This window comes from Streptomyces sp. NTH33, assembly GCF_003236365.1.
In the GTDB taxonomy this organism is placed as follows: domain Bacteria; phylum Actinomycetota; class Actinomycetes; order Streptomycetales; family Streptomycetaceae; genus Streptomyces.
Genome location: NZ_POTZ01000119.1, coordinates 1 through 16,236 on the forward strand (window position 1 = coordinate 1; position 16,236 = coordinate 16,236).

At 72.8% G+C, this 16,236-nt stretch carries 9 protein-coding genes; 2 read left to right on the forward strand and 7 right to left on the reverse strand.

Annotation, left to right across the window (positions count from 1 at the left end; translation table 11 throughout):
• Positions 1-178 precede the first annotated feature (178 nt).
• Positions 179-715 (reverse strand): NUDIX domain-containing protein, encoded by a 537-nt coding sequence (locus tag C1I97_RS14385; protein ID WP_111003613.1) that lies wholly within the window; start codon positions 713-715, stop codon positions 179-181.
• A 314-nt stretch (positions 716-1,029) separates the two neighbouring features.
• On the opposite strand from C1I97_RS14385, the gene glpK reads away from it, so the two are divergent.
• On the forward strand, positions 1,030-2,550 hold the full coding sequence (glpK, locus tag C1I97_RS14390; protein ID WP_111003608.1) for a glycerol kinase GlpK: 1,521 nt from the start codon (positions 1,030-1,032) through the stop codon (positions 2,548-2,550).
• Positions 2,551-2,623: 73 nt separating this feature from the next.
• Here the strand turns inward: glpK and C1I97_RS14395 are convergent, their stop codons facing one another.
• Genes C1I97_RS14395 through C1I97_RS14415 form a run of 5 tightly spaced genes read right to left on the reverse strand, consistent with a single transcriptional unit; the run spans position 2,624 to position 10,594 of the window.
• Complete coding sequence (locus C1I97_RS14395; RefSeq protein WP_111003609.1) at positions 2,624-3,229, reverse strand: GTP-binding protein; 606 nt, start codon at positions 3,227-3,229, stop codon at positions 2,624-2,626.
• Entirely contained in the window at positions 3,210-6,845 is a 3,636-nt protein-coding gene (locus C1I97_RS14400) for a hydantoinase B/oxoprolinase family protein (protein ID WP_111003610.1), read from the reverse strand. Before C1I97_RS14400 ends, C1I97_RS14395 begins: the two co-directional genes overlap by 20 nt.
• A 24-nt stretch (positions 6,846-6,869) precedes the next feature.
• Positions 6,870-7,265 carry a DUF742 domain-containing protein gene (locus tag C1I97_RS14405; RefSeq protein WP_111003611.1) on the reverse strand — a complete coding sequence of 132 codons (396 nt, stop codon included), beginning with the start codon at positions 7,263-7,265 and terminating at the stop codon, positions 6,870-6,872.
• Positions 7,266-7,274: 9 nt separating this feature from the next.
• Positions 7,275-7,709: a roadblock/LC7 domain-containing protein gene (locus tag C1I97_RS14410; protein ID WP_111003612.1), complete on the reverse strand. Its 435-nt coding sequence runs from the start codon at positions 7,707-7,709 to the stop codon at positions 7,275-7,277.
• Positions 7,706-10,594 (reverse strand): sensor histidine kinase, encoded by a 2,889-nt coding sequence (locus tag C1I97_RS14415; protein ID WP_111003614.1) that lies wholly within the window; start codon positions 10,592-10,594, stop codon positions 7,706-7,708. Before C1I97_RS14415 ends, C1I97_RS14410 begins: the two co-directional genes overlap by 4 nt.
• Positions 10,595-11,014: 420 nt before the next feature.
• Between C1I97_RS14415 and C1I97_RS14420 the strand changes: the two genes are divergently transcribed.
• On the forward strand, positions 11,015-11,563 hold the full coding sequence (locus C1I97_RS14420) for a hypothetical protein (protein WP_181446726.1): 549 nt from the start codon (positions 11,015-11,017) through the stop codon (positions 11,561-11,563).
• 70 nt (positions 11,564-11,633) lie between these two features.
• Here C1I97_RS14420 and C1I97_RS14425 read toward each other — a convergent pair.
• Positions 11,634-16,236: hypothetical protein (locus tag C1I97_RS14425; protein WP_111003616.1), on the reverse strand; the 4,603-nt coding region annotated here is incomplete at its 5' end.

The window sequence follows — 16,236 nt, forward strand, 5'->3', positions numbered from 1 at the left end:
GACGTACAGGGCGCGGGCTCGTGGTCCGGGACGCGGGCGACGACTGGGAGGAGCCGGAGATCGAGCGCTACACCACCCGCCTGCAGGGCGGGCGGGTGGTCGTCGAGTTCGAGCGGGAGGACGGCGTGGGCGAGCCGCCCCACCCGCTGCGCGTACGGGGTCCGGCCGAGGGCTGAGGTCAGAGGTACCGGCCCTCGAACCAGGCGCGGACGGCCAGCGTGTGCAGCGGGAAGGCGAGCTCGGTGGGCCTGCGCAGCAGGTGCCAGCCCTCCGTCTCGTCGGTGGCGCTGGACTGCGGCAGGCTCTCGACGGGGCGTTCCGGCAGCAGCCCGAAGAGCAGCAGATGGCCGCCGGGCGAGCTCATCGCGTCGGCGAGCCGTACGTCGCGGGCGGCCGCGTCGATGCCGGTCTCCTCCTTGAGCTCGCGGACGACGGCCCGGCGCCAGTCCTCACGGTCGTCGATGTAGCCGCCCGGCAGGGCCGTGCCCCCGCGCGCGGGGGCGATGGTGCGCGTGATGATGACCAGAGCGGTGCCCTTGGTGTCGTACACGGGCTGGAGGGCCACCGCGACCGGCAGCGGGTTGCGGTAGGCCACGGTGCCGCAGACCGGGCAGGCGCGGGGCCAGCCGGAGGCGCTCTCTCCGTAGGCCGCTCCGTAGCTCGAACAGTGCGAGTGCGGCACGGAGTTGCCGGTCGAGCGTTGATTTTCGGACACGCGCGGACTGTATCCGATCAGCAGGAGGACGTCTCCGTCGGTTTCTGTCAGTCGTTCTGTCGGCAGCTCCGCGATTCGGCTCTGCACCTCTTCCTCGGGGGCGGGCAGGCCGATGGCCTGGCCGCCGGGACCCTTGACGCTCTGCGTGCCCGGGTGAACGCTTTCCGTGCCTCCGCGGCCTCCTCCTACATGGGGCCACCTGTCGCCCACTCCGCGCTGTTTCATGCCAATGTGGGACAAACTGACACCAGTGAGGGCACAGAGGATGACATGTCCCGGCCCTCGGCCGCTTCTCCACTCCCCAAGGGGTAGCCATGACGGACAACGCCGAGAAGTACGTGGCCGCAATCGACCAGGGCACCACCTCCAGCCGCTGCATCGTCTTCGACCACAGCGGCTCCATCGTCGCCGTCGACCAGCGCGAGCACCGCCAGATCTTCCCCAAGCCCGGCTGGGTGGAGCACGACGCCACCGAAATCTGGTCGAAGGTGCTGGCTGTGGTCTCGGGCGCGATCGCCAAGGCAGGGCTGCGCGCCAACCAGCTCAGCGCGCTCGGCATCACCAACCAGCGCGAAACGACAGTCCTGTGGGACCGCGCCACGGGCAAGCCGGTGCACAACGCGATCGTCTGGCAGGACACCCGCACCGCGGCGCTGTGCAACGAGCTCGGCGGCTCCGACGGGCAGGACCGTTTCCGCGAGCAGACCGGGCTGCCGCTCGCCAGCTACTTCTCCGGCCCCAAGGCGGCCTGGCTGCTGGACAACGTACCCGGCCTGCGCGACCGCGCCGAGCGCGGTGAGATCGCCTTCGGCACGATCGACTCCTGGCTCATCTGGAACCTCACCGGCGGCACCGACGGCGGCCGGCACGTCACCGACGTCACCAACGCCGGCCGCACCATGCTGATGAACCTGCAGACCCTCCAGTGGGACCAGTCCATCCTGTCCGCCATGAACATCCCCGAGGCGATGCTGCCCGAGATCAGGTCCTGCTCCGAGGTGTACGGGACCGCCGTCGGCCCGCCCGCCGGCGTGCCGGTGGCCTCCGCCCTGGGCGACCAGCAGGCGGCCGTGTTCGGGCAGGCCTGTTACGACGTGGGCGACGCCAAGAACACGTACGGCACCGGCAGCTTTCTGCTGCTCAACACCGGCAACCGGCCCGTGCCGTCGAAGAGCGGCCTGCTCACCACCATGGGCTACAAGATCGGCGACGAGGCGCCGGTCTACTGCCTGGAGGGTGCCATCGCCATCACGGGCGCACTGGTGCAGTGGTTCCGCGACCAGCTCGGCATCATCCGTACGGCGGACGAGATCGAGCCGCTGGCGGCGAGCGTCGAGGACAACGGCGGCGCGTACATCGTGCCCGCTTTCTCCGGCCTGTTCGCACCGTACTGGCGTTCGGACGCGCGCGGGGTGGTCACCGGCCTGACCCGGTACGTCACGAAGGCGCATCTCGCGCGGGCGGTGCTGGAGGCGACCAGCTGGCAGACGCGCGAGGTCGTGGACGCGATGTACCAGGACTCCGGGGTGCAGCTGACGACCCTGAAGGTCGACGGCGGCATGACGAAGAACAACCTGCTCATGCAGCACCAGGCGGACGTGCTCGGCGTACCGGTGATCCGCCCCAAGGTCTCCGAGACCACCTGCCTGGGAGCCGCCTACGCGGCCGGGCTCGCCACCGGTGTGTGGAACGGCCTCGACGAGCTGAAGTCGCACTGGCAGAAGGACGCCGAGTGGACTCCGTCCATGGAGGCATCGGCCCGTGAGCGCGAGTACCGCAACTGGCGCAAGGCCGTGGAGAGGAGCTTCGGCTGGCTGGAGGACGGCGAGGACTAGCCGCACGCGCGCGTGCCCGCCGTGTGCCACGCGCGCGTGTCCCGGGCGGTGGGGCACGGGCCGGCGCATGACGTCAGGTGGTGACGGCCCGCCGGCGGTCCGCGGCGTGTGCCATCGCGTGCTGGACGACCCCGATGAGGACCTCCTTGACCGACTCGCGGTCACGGGCGTCGCACAGCAGCAGCGGGACGCCGGCGTCGAGGTCGAGGGCCTGGCGGACGGTTTCCTCGGGATAGCGGGCCGCGCCCTCGAAGCAGTTGACGCCGACGAGGAAGGGGATGGAACGCCGCTCGAAGTAGTCGACGGCGGCGAAGCAGTCCTCCAGGCGCCGGGTGTCGGCCAGCACGACCGCGCCGAGCGCTCCCTCGGCCAGCTCGTCCCACATGAACCAGAACCGCTCCTGTCCCGGCGTCCCGAAGAGGTACAGCACCAGGTCCTCGCGCAGCGTGATGCGGCCGAAGTCCATGGCCACGGTGGTGGTGTGCTTGCCCTCCACGCCGCTGAGATCGTCGACCGGCCGCCCCGCCTCGGTGAGCAGCTCCTCGGTGCGCAGCGGCCTGATCTCGCTGACCGTGCCGACGAGGGTCGTCTTGCCCACGCCGAAGCCGCCGGCCACCAGGATCTTGAGCGTGACGGGCTCGACCGGGGGCTTGCCGCGCTCAGAACGGCCGAAGATCATCGCTCTCTTCTCCTGCTCGATGGTGTTCGGGCGGTGGGCCGTATCCTCCCCCGCCCGGGGTTTCGACGACGAGTACGTCGCCGGGGGCGACGTCCGCCGAGTCGCTTCCGCCGAGTTCGACGACCGTGCCGTCCGCGCGCTCCACCCGGCCCGAGCCCAGCGCGCCGGGCTCGCCGCCCGCCATGCCGTAGGGCGGGATCCTGCGGTGCTGGCAGAGCGTGGAGACGGTCATGGCCTGAAGGAAGCGGATCCGGCGTACCGCGCCGTCTCCGCCGCGCCACCGGCCGGCGCCGCCGCTGCCGCGACGGACCGCGAACTCCTCCAGCCGCACGGGCAGCCGCCATTCGAGGATCTCGGGGTCGGTGAGCCTGGAGTTGGTCATGTGCGTCTGGACGACACTCGCGCCGGGGAAGCCGTCGCCCGCGCCGGAGCCGGAGGCGACGGTCTCGTAGTACTGGTGGCGCTCGTTGCCGAAGGTGACGTTGTTCATCGTCCCCGAGCCCTCCGCCTGGACGCCGAGCGCCGCGTACAGCGCTCCGGTGATCGCCTGGGAGGTTTCGACGTTGCCCGCGACGACCGCGGCCGGCGGCTCGGGAGAGAGCATGGAGCCGGACGGTACGACGATCCTCAGCGGGCGCAGACAGCCGTCGTTGAGCGGGATGTCGGCGGCGACCAGGGTGCGGAAGACGTACAGGACGGCCGCGTTGACCACGGAGAACGGGGCGTTGAAGTTGGTCGCGAGCTGCGGGGAGGTGCCGGTGAAGTCGATCGTCGCCGACCGCTGTTCGCGGTCCACACGGACGCGGACCCGGATGACGGCTCCCGAGTCGGTCTCGTAGGAGTACTCCCCGTCGTCCAGCGCGTCGACGACCCGGCGGACGGCCTCCTCGGCGTTGTCCTGGACGTGCCGCATGTAGGCCTGGACGACGTCGAGGCCGAAGTCGTCGATCATGCGTGCGACCTCGTCCACGCCCTTCCGGTTGGCGGCGATCTGGGCGCGCAGGTCGGCGAGGTTGGTCCCGGGGTTGCGGGAGGGATGCCTCGCGCCGGTCAGGAGGCGGAGGGTCTCCTCCTCGCGCAGCCGGCCGTTCTCGGCGAGCAGCCAGTTGTCGAAGAGGACACCCTCCTCCTCGATGGTGCGGCTGTTCGCCGGCATGGAGCCCGGTGCGATCCCGCCGATCTCGGCGTGGTGGCCGCGGGAGGCGACGTAGAACAGGACACGGTCACCCTGCGTGTCGTCCGTGTCGAAGACCGGGGTGATGACGGTGACGTCCGGCAGGTGCGTGCCGCCGTGGTACGGGTCGTTGACCGCGTAGGTGTCCCCCGGCCGCATCCGGGGGCCGCGGCGCCGGATGACCTCCTTGACGCTGGTGCCCATCGAGCCCAGGTGCACGGGGATGTGCGGGGCGTTGGCCACCAGGTTTCCGTCCGGGTCGAACAGGGCGCAGGAGAAGTCGAGGCGCTCCTTGATGTTGACCGACTGGGCCGTGGACTCCAGCCGGGCGCCCATCTGCTCGGCGATGGACATGAAGAGGTTGTTGAACACCTCCAGCAGAACCGGATCGACTTCTGTGCCGAGATCGGAACTCTGCGTAACCGCCGCGCGTTCCAGGAGCAGATGCCCGTCGTCGGTCGCCGCGGCCCGCCAGCCGTCGTCGACGACGGTCGTCGCACTGGCCTCGGTGATGATCGCGGGGCCGGTGACGGTGTCGCCGGGGGGCAGGTCCTCGCGGCGGTGCAGGGGTACGTCGCGCCAGGCACCGCCGGTGTGGAGACGGACGGTCGCCGGGGCGGTGCGGCGGCCCGCGCGGGCGGCCTGGTACGGGGCGAGGGCGGACAGATCGGGGGGTTCGGTGATGCCGGTGGCTTCCACGGAAAGGGCTTCGACGACGACCGGGCGGTCGAGGGTGAAGGAGTACGTGGCGCGATGACGTCCTTCGAAGGCGTGCCGCATGGTGGCGGGCTCGGCCAGCTCGACGGTGAGGGTGGTGTCCGTGCCGTCGTAGCGGAGCTGGGCGCGGCGGGTGACACGGATGTGCTCCTCGGGGACGTCCTCGGCGATGAGTTCCGCGCGGGCGGCGGCCTCCAGGTCGTCGGCGGTCTTCAGCACGCCCGGCATGGCTGCGGGCTCCAGGGGTGCCTCGACGGACTGCTCCCGCATGGCCGTGGTGTCGGCGAGGCCGATGCCGAGCGCGGAGAGGACGCCCGCCATGGGCGGCACGAGGACGGTGCGGATGCCGAGCGAGTCGGCGACCATGCAGGCGTGCTGCCCGCCCGCGCCGCCGAAGGTGGTCAGGGCGTAGCGGGTGACGTCGTGCCCCTTCTGCACGGAGATTCGCTTGACGGCGTTGGCGATGTTGGCGACGGCGATCTGCAAGTAGCCCTCGGCGACCTGCTCGGGGGTGCGGTCGTCACCCGTCTGCTCCCGGATCTCGCGGGCGAGGGCGGTGAAGCGCCGGCGGACGAGTGCGTCGTCGAGGGGCTGGTCGCCGCCGGGGCCGAACACCTCGGGGAAGTGGGCGGGCTGGATGCGGCCGAGCATCACATTGGCGTCGGTGACGGCGAGCGGACCACCGCCGCGGTAGCAGGCGGGTCCCGGGTCGGCGCCCGCCGAGTCCGGGCCGACGCGGTAGCGGGAGCCGTCGAAACGCAGGACCGAGCCGCCGCCGGCGGCCACGGTGTGGATGTCCAGCATGGGAGCGCGCAGCCGCACACCCGCGATCTGCGTGGTGAAGACGCGTTCGTACGCGCCCGCGTAGTGGGAGACGTCCGTGGAGGTGCCGCCCATGTCGAAGCCGATGACCCGGTCGAAGCCGGCGAGCCGGGACATACGCGCCATGCCGACGATGCCGCCCGCGGGCCCGGACAGGATGGCGTCCTTGCCGCGGAACTGCCCCGCCTCTGCGAGCCCGCCGTTGGACTGCATGAACATCAGCCGTACACCGTGGAGCTCGTCGCCGACGTGCTGGACGTAGCGGCGCAGCACGGGCGACAGGTAGGCGTCGACGACCGCGGTGTCCCCGCGCGGGACGAGTTTCATCAACGGGCTGACCTCGCTGGACAGCGAGATCTGCGGAAAGCCGACGCGGGCGGCCAGCTCGCCGACGGCTCGTTCGTGCGCGGGGTGCAGATGGCTGTGCAGGCAGACCACGGCGACAGCGCGGATCCCGTCGTCGTACGCCTGCCGGAGAGGGCCGGCGAGGGCGTCGAGGTCGGGGGCGCGCAGGACGGTGCCGTCGGCGGCGATGCGCTCGTCGACCTCGAGCACCCGTTCGTACAGCAGCTCGGGCAGCTCGATGCGGCGGGCGAAGATGTGCGGGCGGTTCTGATAGGCGATGCGCAGGGCGTCGCCGAAGCCGCGGGTGACGACGAGAACGACCCGCTCACCGGTCCGCTCCAGCAAGGCGTTGGTGGCCACGGTGGTGCCCATGCGGACCGACTCCACGGGATCACCGGAGTCGTCCAGGAGTGCCCGGACGCCCGCGACGGCCGCGTCGGCGTACCGCGCGGGGTTGTCGGACAGCAGTTTGTGCGTGACCAGACGGCCGTCCGGGCGGCGTGCGACGACGTCGGTGAACGTGCCGCCCCGGTCGACCCAGAACTGCCAGCCTGTCACCTCATCACCCCGCTTCCGCACCGCTCACAGCGCCCGCAGACCGTTGATCACGTCACGCAGGACGCTCTCGTCCGGCAACTGGGCCGGGGGCACCGGGCGCGTCACGTGAACGTACTCCTCGCCCACGAGGTCACCGATCAGGACGCGCACCACGCCGACGGGCAGGTCGAGTTCCGCGGCGAGCTCGGCGACCGACTGCGGGGTGTCGCGGCACAACCCGACGATGGCCACGTGTTCCGGCGACAGCGCGTGGTCCGCCTCCGGGTCGTCCACGCCGGGTTCCGTGACGACCACCGCGATCAGGTCCAGGCGGTGCCGGCCCGCGTGGCTGGTGCGGCCGCGCGTCATGGCGTAGGGGCGGACCACCGGTCCGGCCTCGTCGTCGAACCAGTGGTTTCCTGCCTGACCGTCTGCGCTCATGTCATCCCACTACCCGCCGGAGGGCACATCGGTGCGCGGAGCGGCGCCCAGATGCACGCCGACCCGCTTGACGAGGAGGGTCATCTCGTACGCCACCTGGCCGATGTCGGAGTCGGCGTCGGCCAGGACGGCCAGGCAGCTGCCGTCGCCGGCGGCGGTGACGAACAGAAAGGCCTCGTCCAGTTCGACGACGGTCTGCCGGACGCTGCCCGCCTCGAAGTGCCGGCCCACGCCTTTGGCGAGGCTGTGGAAGCCCGAGGCCACGGCGGCCAGATGTTCGCTGTCCTCCCGGGTCAGGTCCTTGGACACACCGGTGGGCAGGCCGTCCCCGGACAGGACGATGGCCTTGCGGATGCCGGCGCCCCGGTCCACGAGGTCGTCGAGGAGCCAGTTCAGCTCCGCCTTGCCGGTCGCGGTGTGGCCGGTCGTCTTCGGTGCGGTCATCGGCCGTCCCCCTCAGTCGTTCCTTGTACGGTCGTTCCTTGTGCGGTGCTGTCGCCCGCGGCGTGCTCCGCACGGCCACGCTGCCAGCCGCGCTGGAGCGAGGCCATACGGCTGCGTACCCCATCGGCGTCGCGTTCGACGGGTTCGGGGCCGTCCTCGGTGCGCCGCTTCGGGCTCTGCTTCAGTTGCGGGACGAGGCTGGCCTGCCGCACCCGCCGGGGCAGCGCGCCCGTGCCGGGAACCGGCTCGCCGGGCGCGTCGGCGGGGCCGTGTCCGGCGTCGTCCGGGCCGCCGGTGGCGAGTGCGGCGCGGCGGGTGCGCTGCGGAAGGGCCGGAGCCTGCCGGGGCCTCTCGCCTGCGGCCGGGGACGCCGGTGTGGCGCCGCGTCCAGCCGGAGGGTCGGCAGCGGCGGTGGCCGGTCCGAGCGGGGACTCGCCACGGCGGCGGGCCGGCAGCGGGGTCGCCGGCCCGGATTCGGGCCGGCCGCGGCTCGCCGGGTCCTCGTCGTCGGCCGCCTCGCGCCGGGAGCGGTGCTCGGTGACCGGGCGTCCGTGGGAGCTGACCAGTTTGGGTGTCCGGCGCCGCGGCAGCGGGACCGGGAGATCCAGGCCCTCGTCCTCACTGGCCTCGCCGGTGTGTTTGCCCTCCGGAGTGCCGTGCAGACCGGTGCTCGGCCGGGGCTCGGCCAGAGAGCGGGGCGCGCCGTCGCCGGCCTTCTGCCGGGCCGGCACGCGACGCGGGCGGAACAGCCCGCCGCGTTCGCCTTCCTCCTCGTCGAGCACGCCCGGGAAGTCCTCGATGGCGTCCAGGTCGACGGGGGCCTCCAGATCGACGGGGGCCTCCAGCTCCACCGGCCCGTCCAGGACCGAGGCGGACAGTCCCGGAAGCCGCACGGGTGCCGGGGAAAGGGCTGTCCTGCGGCCATCCTCCCGGTCGGCCTTCCGCGCGGGCCGCTCCCGGTCGAGGCGGAAACCGACACCGTTGGTGTCCGGAACGTCGTCGGTCAGCAGGGCGTCGGGAATGAACACGACCGCGGTGGTGCCGCCGTACGGGGACGGCTGGAGCGAGACCCGGACCTTCTGCCGCTGGGCGAGCCGGCTGACCACGAACAGCCCGAGCCGGTCGGTGTCGGAGAGCTCGAACTCCGGTGTCTCGGCGAGCCGCAGGTTGGCGTCCAGCAGGGCCTCGGCGGTCATACCCAGGCCCCGGTCGTGGATCTCCAGGGTGAAGCCGTTGGCGACCCGTTCGCCGACGACCTGGACCGCGGTGTGCGGCGGCGAGAACACCGTGGCGTTCTCCAGGAGTTCGGCCACGAGATGAGTGAGGTCGGCGACGGCGGGCCCGGTGACGGCGACCCGCGGCAGCCGGCGGACCTCGATGCGTTCGTAGTCCTCGACCTCGGCGACGGCGGCGCGTACGACGTCCATCAGCTGCACGGGTTTGCGCCACTGCCGGGACGGGGCGACGCCGGAAAGGATCACCAGGCCCTCGGCGTGCCGGCGCATCCGGGTGGTCAGGTGGTCGAGACGGAACAGGTCGGCGAGTTCCTCGGTGTCCTCGGTCCGGCGCTCCATGGCGTCGAGGAGGGTGAGCTGTTTGTGCAGCAGGACCTGGCTGCGGCGGGCGAGGTTGACGAAGACCTCGGAGACTCCGGCGCGCAGCTCCGCCTGCTTGACCGCCGCCTCGACGGCGGCCCGCTGCAGGGTGTTGAGTGCCTGGCCGACCTCGCCGATCTCGTTCTTGTCGTATTCCAGACGAGGGACCTCGGTCTCCACGTCCACCTGTTCACCGGCCGACAGACGGCGCATCACGCCGGGCAGCCGGACACCGGACGCCTCGTGGGCCTCCAGGCGGAGTTGCCCGAGGTCGCGGATGAGGCCGCGGCCGATACGCACCGACAGCACGAGCGAGACCAGCACGGCGATCAGACCGAGGACACCCGCGACGGCGGCCCGCAGGACGATGTCCATCGCGACCGGACGGACACGGTCCTGGAAGCGGTCGTTCGCCTCGTCGTCGAGGGCGCCGAGTTCGTCGAGGACGTCTCCGGCGGCGGTGTTCCAGCTCTGCGCGCTGACGCCCCGGGGCTTGCCGGAGACGGTGGAGACGGCGGCCTGTTCGGCCGTGCGCAGCGGGGCGGAGGAGGCGTTCTGCCAGAAGCGGTCGTAGCGGCCGCGTTCGGAGGCGGGCAGCAGCGGGAGGTTGGCGTCGTACAGCATGGAGCGCTGGGCCACGAGGTCGGAGATGTGGCGGCTCTCGTCGCGGGTGAGGGTGCCGACGACCAGGGAGGAGCCGAGCAACGCGTCCTCGCGGGAGAGGAGCTCGCGGGCCCGGGCGAGGTTGACCAGGGCACGGTACTGCTTGTCCAGGCCGACGTCGTCGACGACGTGGAGGTTGGCGAGCAGCACGTAGCAGGGGTCGATCAGGCCGTTGTAGAGGTCGAGTGCCTGGGCGCGGACGGTGGTGCCGTCCTCGACGCTGCGACGCAGGGAGTCGATGCCGTCGAAGGCGTCCAGCGCGGCGGTCAGGCGTCCGTCGCTGCCTGTGTCCAGCGCGTCCTGGACGTCCGGGGTTTTCGCGTTCGCACGGATCTTGGCGATGGCGTCGTCGGTGGCGGCACGGCTGCGCCGCAGCGCGGCGAGGCCGTCGGAGGCGCGGGGGTCGGCGAGGTGGACGAGGGTCTGGCGGCGCTCCTGCTGCAGGGCTCGGACGGTGTCCTCGGCGGGGTAGGCGACCTTCTCCACCACGGACGAGGCGTTGAACAGCCGGGTCGCCTGGCGTCCGGTGATCACCGTGGCGAACGCCCAGATCGCGGTCAGGGACAGCAGCGGCACGAGAAGCAGCGCCACGATCTTCCGGCGGATGGACTTCCCGCGAAAGCGCATGGCCTCCCCCAGCTCGACCCCCACCGGCCGGGGGTACACATGTGCGTCAACAAACGGCGCGAGCCTACTACCGACACACAGTCAATTCGAAGAGTTGTCCGGAGGATCAACTTCCTTACTGGTGGCCGAGATGGCGGATTGTCAGGCATTGTGGGTGATGACGGCCCGGAACACGGTGGTGGCGGACGCGTCGTCACAGGTCAGTCATCCTGGATGGTTGGCCGATTTTTTTCTCCGTCCGGGAATCTTCGTGACGTCTCGTTCGTCCTACTCAATGGGAAATGGGGGTGGAATCGGCCACAGGAGCCGCACCCCGCACCTGGGCGGCGTAAAGCAGCGCAAGCCGGGCAGCCGCTGGGAAACCGGTTCTTCGGGCACCGGGGGACACGTGGTCTGCCGGCGGTGGGGAGGGACATATTGATGGGCACGGCGGAGCGGCACGAGACAGCCGCCGACGACGGTACGGCGCCGACACGAAGGGTGCCACAGGCGCCGGATCACGACATGTCCGCGGACGGCGGCGGGCGGGAGGCCCATGGGTCTTTGGTGGTCGCGGACGGGCCGGCCGAGCAGCCCGCATACAAGCCGTTGTGGGTCGAGGAGCCGGCGCGGCGGCGCAGGATGCCCGATCCGGTGCGGGAGGCGGCCGTGCGGGCCGTGCTCATCGTCGCCGTGACACTGACACAGGCCGTGGTGGCGTTCCTGTGCACCATGGCCGAGTCCTGGCTGGCGTTCCCGATGGTCCTGAGCAGCGTGGCCGGCACAGTGGTGGCCACCTGGGCGGCGCTCGACGTATGGGTGACCCGCCAGGTGTGGAACCAGCGCAACGGCGTGGTCTCGGTGCCGAGCAGTACCGCGCGTGCCCTGCGGCGCGAACGACGCCGGGCACGGCGGGAGGAGCGGGCTGCCGAGCGGACGCGGGAGCGAATACGCCGACGGGGCGGCACGGGACGGCTGTCGCACTCCTAGGGACGGGCGGCCGCAGACGAGCTGCGGCCACCCGGGGTGCCCTGGCCGGGTCGAGCGCGGCCCGTGACGGTCATGCCGGGCGTTTGAACATCCGGGTCGCCGTGATCTCGCTGTGCACGGCCTCTCCTGCCGGAGTCTGTTGCGGCAGGCCGGGGCGCAGGTGCTCCTCCACGCTGATGTACTTCAGCCCGGCCCTCAGGTCGGCGTCGTTGCGCAGCCGGATGACCAGCGGGAACTCCGCCAGGGCCGTCGTGTCGAACAGGCCGGTGGTGTAAAGGAGCTGGACGCCGAGGGCGTCGGACACGGCTCGCTGGAGTTCCAGCAGATAGGTGGCGTTGGCGCGCCCGATGGGATTGTCCAGGAACAGTGTGCCGGCGTGGCGGTGCCTGTCGCGGCCGCGGTCGTTCGACCTCAGGGCGGCCATGGTGCAGTACAGGGCGATGGCCGCGGTGAGCAGCTGGCCGCCGGAGAACACGTCGCCCATTTGCCCGACGGGGACACGCTCCGCGCGCAGCACGGCATCCGGCTTGAGGATCTCCACGGCGACGCCCTTGGGCTGCAGCGCCGCGGCGACTCCGCGCAGCAGCAGGGACATGCCGTCGCGCCGCAGGTCGGAGTTCTTCTTCACCGCGGCCCGGGTCGCCTCGTCGATGACCTCGCCCAGGCGCTCGGTGAGCGTGGCCTGGTCCGGCTCCTCGAAGCGGATGCGCAGGAACTCCTGCCCGGACCACTCGCCGAGGCCCTCGGGCAGGCGGGAGAGGCGCTGGGCGGATCTGAGCGTGGCGAGTGCCGATTCGACGAGGCCGCGCAGCCGGTCCACGATCGAGTCCCGGTTGCGTTCCAGTTGCTCCAGCTCGTCGGTGAGGACCCGGAGGCGGGGCGCGAAGGCCTCGGCCCACCGCTGGGCGTGCTCGGGCAGGGCGGAGGCGGGCAGTTCGCGGATCTGCTGCCGGGCGGGGGTGCGCACCTGCTCGTAGCGGGTGGAGTTGGCGTGCCGGACGAGGACGTCGCTCGCCTCGCGCACGGCCGCCTCGGCCGCGGACAGGTCGGTGGCGCAGCCGCGCAGCGACCGGCGGGCCTCGGCTGCCGCCTGACGGGCCGCCTCCGGGCTGCCCGGGTACGGCTCCGGCTCCCCCTGCTCCTCGTCACCGTTGTGCTCGCGCAGCAGGTCGCGGAGCATGGCGGCGATCTCGTCGAAGCCGCCCGCCGCCTCCTCGGCGGCGTGGTGGGCCTGGAGCAGCTCGGCGTGCGCCTCGCGGGCCTGGGTCAACGCCTCGGTGCGGGAGGCGAGTTCGGCGGTGGCCGTGCGCAGCAGGGCCTGGGCGTGCTCGGCGTCGCGCGGGAGCAGTTCATCGGGCAGCTCGGTGTGCGCCTCGCTGTCCTCGGGGGCGTGCCGCTCGGCCTCGCCGCGCAGTCGGCCGAGTTGTTCGCTCGCGGACGACATGCGGGTCTCCAGGAGCTGCACCAGCTCCTCCGCGCGGGCCGCGGCGGCCTGCCGGGACGGTCCGTCGGAGCCGTCGGGGGACTGCAGGAGTTGCTCCGCGCGTGTGCGGACCTTGTTGCTGAGGCGGTCGAGTTCGGCGCGGGCCGCGCTCTCGTCGCTCTCCGCGCGGGCCTGTTCGGCGCGCAGGTCGGCGCCGACGCCGACCTTCTCGTACACCTGGGAGGCGGCCCGGTACGCCTCCCGGAGGGCGGGCAGGGACGCCTTCGGCGTGCCCCCGTCGGCTTCGGGTACGTCGTCGGGGGCACCGGCGATCTCGGAGCGCTCGGCGCGCAACGCGCGGGCGGTGCGGCGGGCGTCGTCGGCGGCGCGCTGGGCGGCGCGCCGGTCCTGGTCGGCGGCGCGGGCGCGTTCCAGGCAGGTCTGGGCGCGGGCCTCCGACTCGGCGGCCTCGTCGGCGAGTTCGCGCAGCTTGGCCTGCCAGCCCGCGCGCTCGCGCAGACGGAACGCGAGGCCGGCGAGGGCGTCGGCGGCGCGCCGCGCCCTCTGGGCGGCCTCCTGGCGTTCGTCGCGTGCCTGGGCGGCCTCGGCGGCGGCCTCGTCGGCCTCCGCCCGCAGGTTGCGCGCCTCGGCCAGCTCGGCCTCGGCCTCCTCCGCGAAGACACGCGTGTCCTGGGCGGCCCGGGCCAGCTCCAGGAGCCGTCCGACGGGGCAGCCGGTGCGCCAGGAGGCGAGCCGCGCCGCCAGCTCCCGGTCCTTGCCGAGCCGGGCGGCGAGCCGGCGGATCTCCTCGTCCCGCGCGGTCGCCCGCGCGCGCAGCGCCTGCCGTTCCTCGTCGGCGGCGTGTTCGTCGTGCATGGCCGGGTTCGGCGGTACGAGAAAGACGTCACCCGGGGTGGCGCCGGCGGCCGAGGTGGGGGCGAGCAGGGCGGCCGCGGTGCCGACGGCCACGGTGGACCGGGGCAACAGGGCCGCGTCCGCGAGGGCGTCGCGGGCACGCGCGTGCGTGTCGGGATCGGTGATGATCACACCGTCGACCAGCTCGGGCCGGGCGGCCAGTACGCGCGCGTGGTCGGCGGGGTCGACGGCCTGGGCGAGGTAGCGCCAGCCGGGCAGTGCGGGGATGCCGTGCTCGCCGAGGAACTCGACGGTGGCCAGCACGTCCGGGCCGGGCGGCAGCAGTCCGCCGTCGCCGAGCGCGCCGAGGATCCGCGCGTCGTCGGCGGCGGCGGTGCGCAGCTCGAACAGGTGCCGTTCGGCGGAGGAGACGGCGTCGTCGAGCAGTGCGCGCAGTTCGTCGGCGAAGCGGTCCAGCTCCTCGGGGGTGAGAGTGCCCTCGGCGCCTTGGGCGCGGCCCGTGCCGCTCGTGCCGCCTGAGCCGTCCGCGTCGTCCGGTCCCGTGCGGGACGCCGGGACTCCGGCCCGTCCGGCACCGGTCGTCGTGCCCGGCAGGCTCAGCAGCTCCGCGAGCCGTTCCTCCGCCGCCAGTGCCTCGGCGATGCGGCGCTCGGCCTCGTACGCGCGCTGCGCCGCCGCCGCCGCGTCGGCCGCGCGGGCCGCCGTGAGTTCCGCGCGGGACTCGGCCGAGGCGGCCTCGCGCGCGTGTTCGGTGGCCTTCCGGGATGCCTCGCGGGCCTGGTCCCAGGCGGCGACCGCTGTCTTCTCGGCGTCGCTGGCGGCCAGCGCGGCGCGCGCCGGGTCGGCGTCGGGGGCGCTGTCGTCCAGCCAGCCCGCACGGACCGCCTCGGCGGTCTCCTGCTCGACCTCGGCCAGGCGCTGGCGCAGATGACCGGCCTCGCTGCGGGCTCGCTGCGCCTCGGTGGCGGCGGCCGTCTGGTCCCGGTAGGCCGACTCGCCGGCCTCCTGGAGCCGCGCGGACCGCTCCTCCTCCTCGTTGGCCAGGGCTTCGGCGCTCTCCGCGGCGGCGTGCAGGGCCCGTACGAGGTCCACGGCGGCCTTGGCGCGCGCGGCGAGCGCCGGGGCCGCGTCCCGCTCGGCCTCCTGGATCGCGGCGGAGACGCGGGCCACACGGTCGGCGGCGGCGCGATGGCGCAGCACGGCCTCGGCGGCCTGCCAGGCGGAGTGCAGGGTGCGCGCGTCGGCGAGTTCCCGCTTCTGCGCCGCGGCGGACTTCTCGGCAACGGTGAGGGCCAGTGAGGCGTGCCGGTAGGCGAGTTCGGCGGAGATCAGCGCACTGCGCTCCCGCGCGGCCTCGGAGTGTGTGACGGCGTGGGCCGCGGCGGTGACCTGCTGGACGAGGTCGCCGGCCCGTGCCCGCTCCCGCACGGCCCGCGCGGACAGTCGCCGCACCAGCGTGCGCGTGCGCCGCTCGGCTGCCGCGTGGATGTCCCGCGCGCGTGTGCGGGCCTCGGTGGCCTCGACGATCCGGCCGAGCAGGTCGGCCGAGCCGGCGGTGAAGTCCCGTTCGGCGATCAGTTCGGCGCGTCGGCCGAGTTTGCTGCCGAAGCCGCTGACCAGGTCGGCGAGCCCGTCGGTGTCGCGGGTGTCGGTGACGGCGCGCAGCAGCAGGTCGGTGAAGTCGGAGTCCTTCTTGACCGCGAACAGGCCGGCCGCCTCGCCCTCGTCGGCGTTCATCTCCCGTTGGTAGCGAAAGAGTTCGGGGTCCAGGCCGAGGTCGCCGAGGTGCTCGGTCCAGCGCTCGTGGATCTCCTCCCAGTGCACCTCCAGGTGCGGGTAGATCTTGCCCGCCTCGGTGAGCGCGTCACGGAAGCCCTTCATGGTGCGGCGCCGTCCCCGCGCGCCCGACTGGCCCTCGGCGGACGGCCGTACGGCGGTCGCCTCGGCGACGGGGAGGTTGTCCAGGGTGAGCCCCGGGCCGGGCCGGAAGGAGTACCAGGCCTCGGCGAACTTCCGCGGGTCGTTGGACACCTGGCGCCCGCGCCACTCGCTGACCTTGCCGACGACCACGCACTCGCCGGTCTGCACGTGCTGCCACTCCAGTGCCACGTGCCCGCAGTCGTCGGCGAGCAGGAACTTGCGCAGCACGCCGGAGCTGGCGCCGCCGAGGGTGTTGCGGTGACCGGGCAGCATCACCGAGAAGATCAGCTTGAGCAGGACGGACTTGCCGCCGCCGTTCTCCAGGAAGAGCACGCCCGCGGGGGCGGGCCGACGCGGCGGACCGACCGGCTCCTCCGCGAAGAACTCCGCCTGGGTGGGCGCGGGGTCGGGCACCGGTTCGCCCACGCCCCGCAGGTCAAGCACGGTGTCGGCG

Bases quoted from the DNA above. Each gene is read 5' to 3' on its own strand.
- C1I97_RS14395 (WP_111003609.1), bottom strand. From the start codon at position 3,229: ATGATCTTCGGCCGTTCTGAGCGCGGCAAGCCCCCGGTCGAGCCCGTC.
- C1I97_RS14415 (WP_111003614.1), bottom strand. From the start codon at position 10,594: ATGCGCTTTCGCGGGAAGTCCATCCGCCGGAAGATCGTGGCGCTGCTT.
- glpK (WP_111003608.1), top strand. From the start codon at position 1,030: ATGACGGACAACGCCGAGAAGTACGTGGCCGCAATCGACCAGGGCACC.
- C1I97_RS14410 (WP_111003612.1), bottom strand. From the start codon at position 7,709: ATGACCGCACCGAAGACGACCGGCCACACCGCGACCGGCAAGGCGGAG.
- C1I97_RS14405 (WP_111003611.1), bottom strand. From the start codon at position 7,265: ATGAGCGCAGACGGTCAGGCAGGAAACCACTGGTTCGACGACGAGGCC.
- C1I97_RS14420 (WP_181446726.1), top strand. From the start codon at position 11,015: ATGGGCACGGCGGAGCGGCACGAGACAGCCGCCGACGACGGTACGGCG.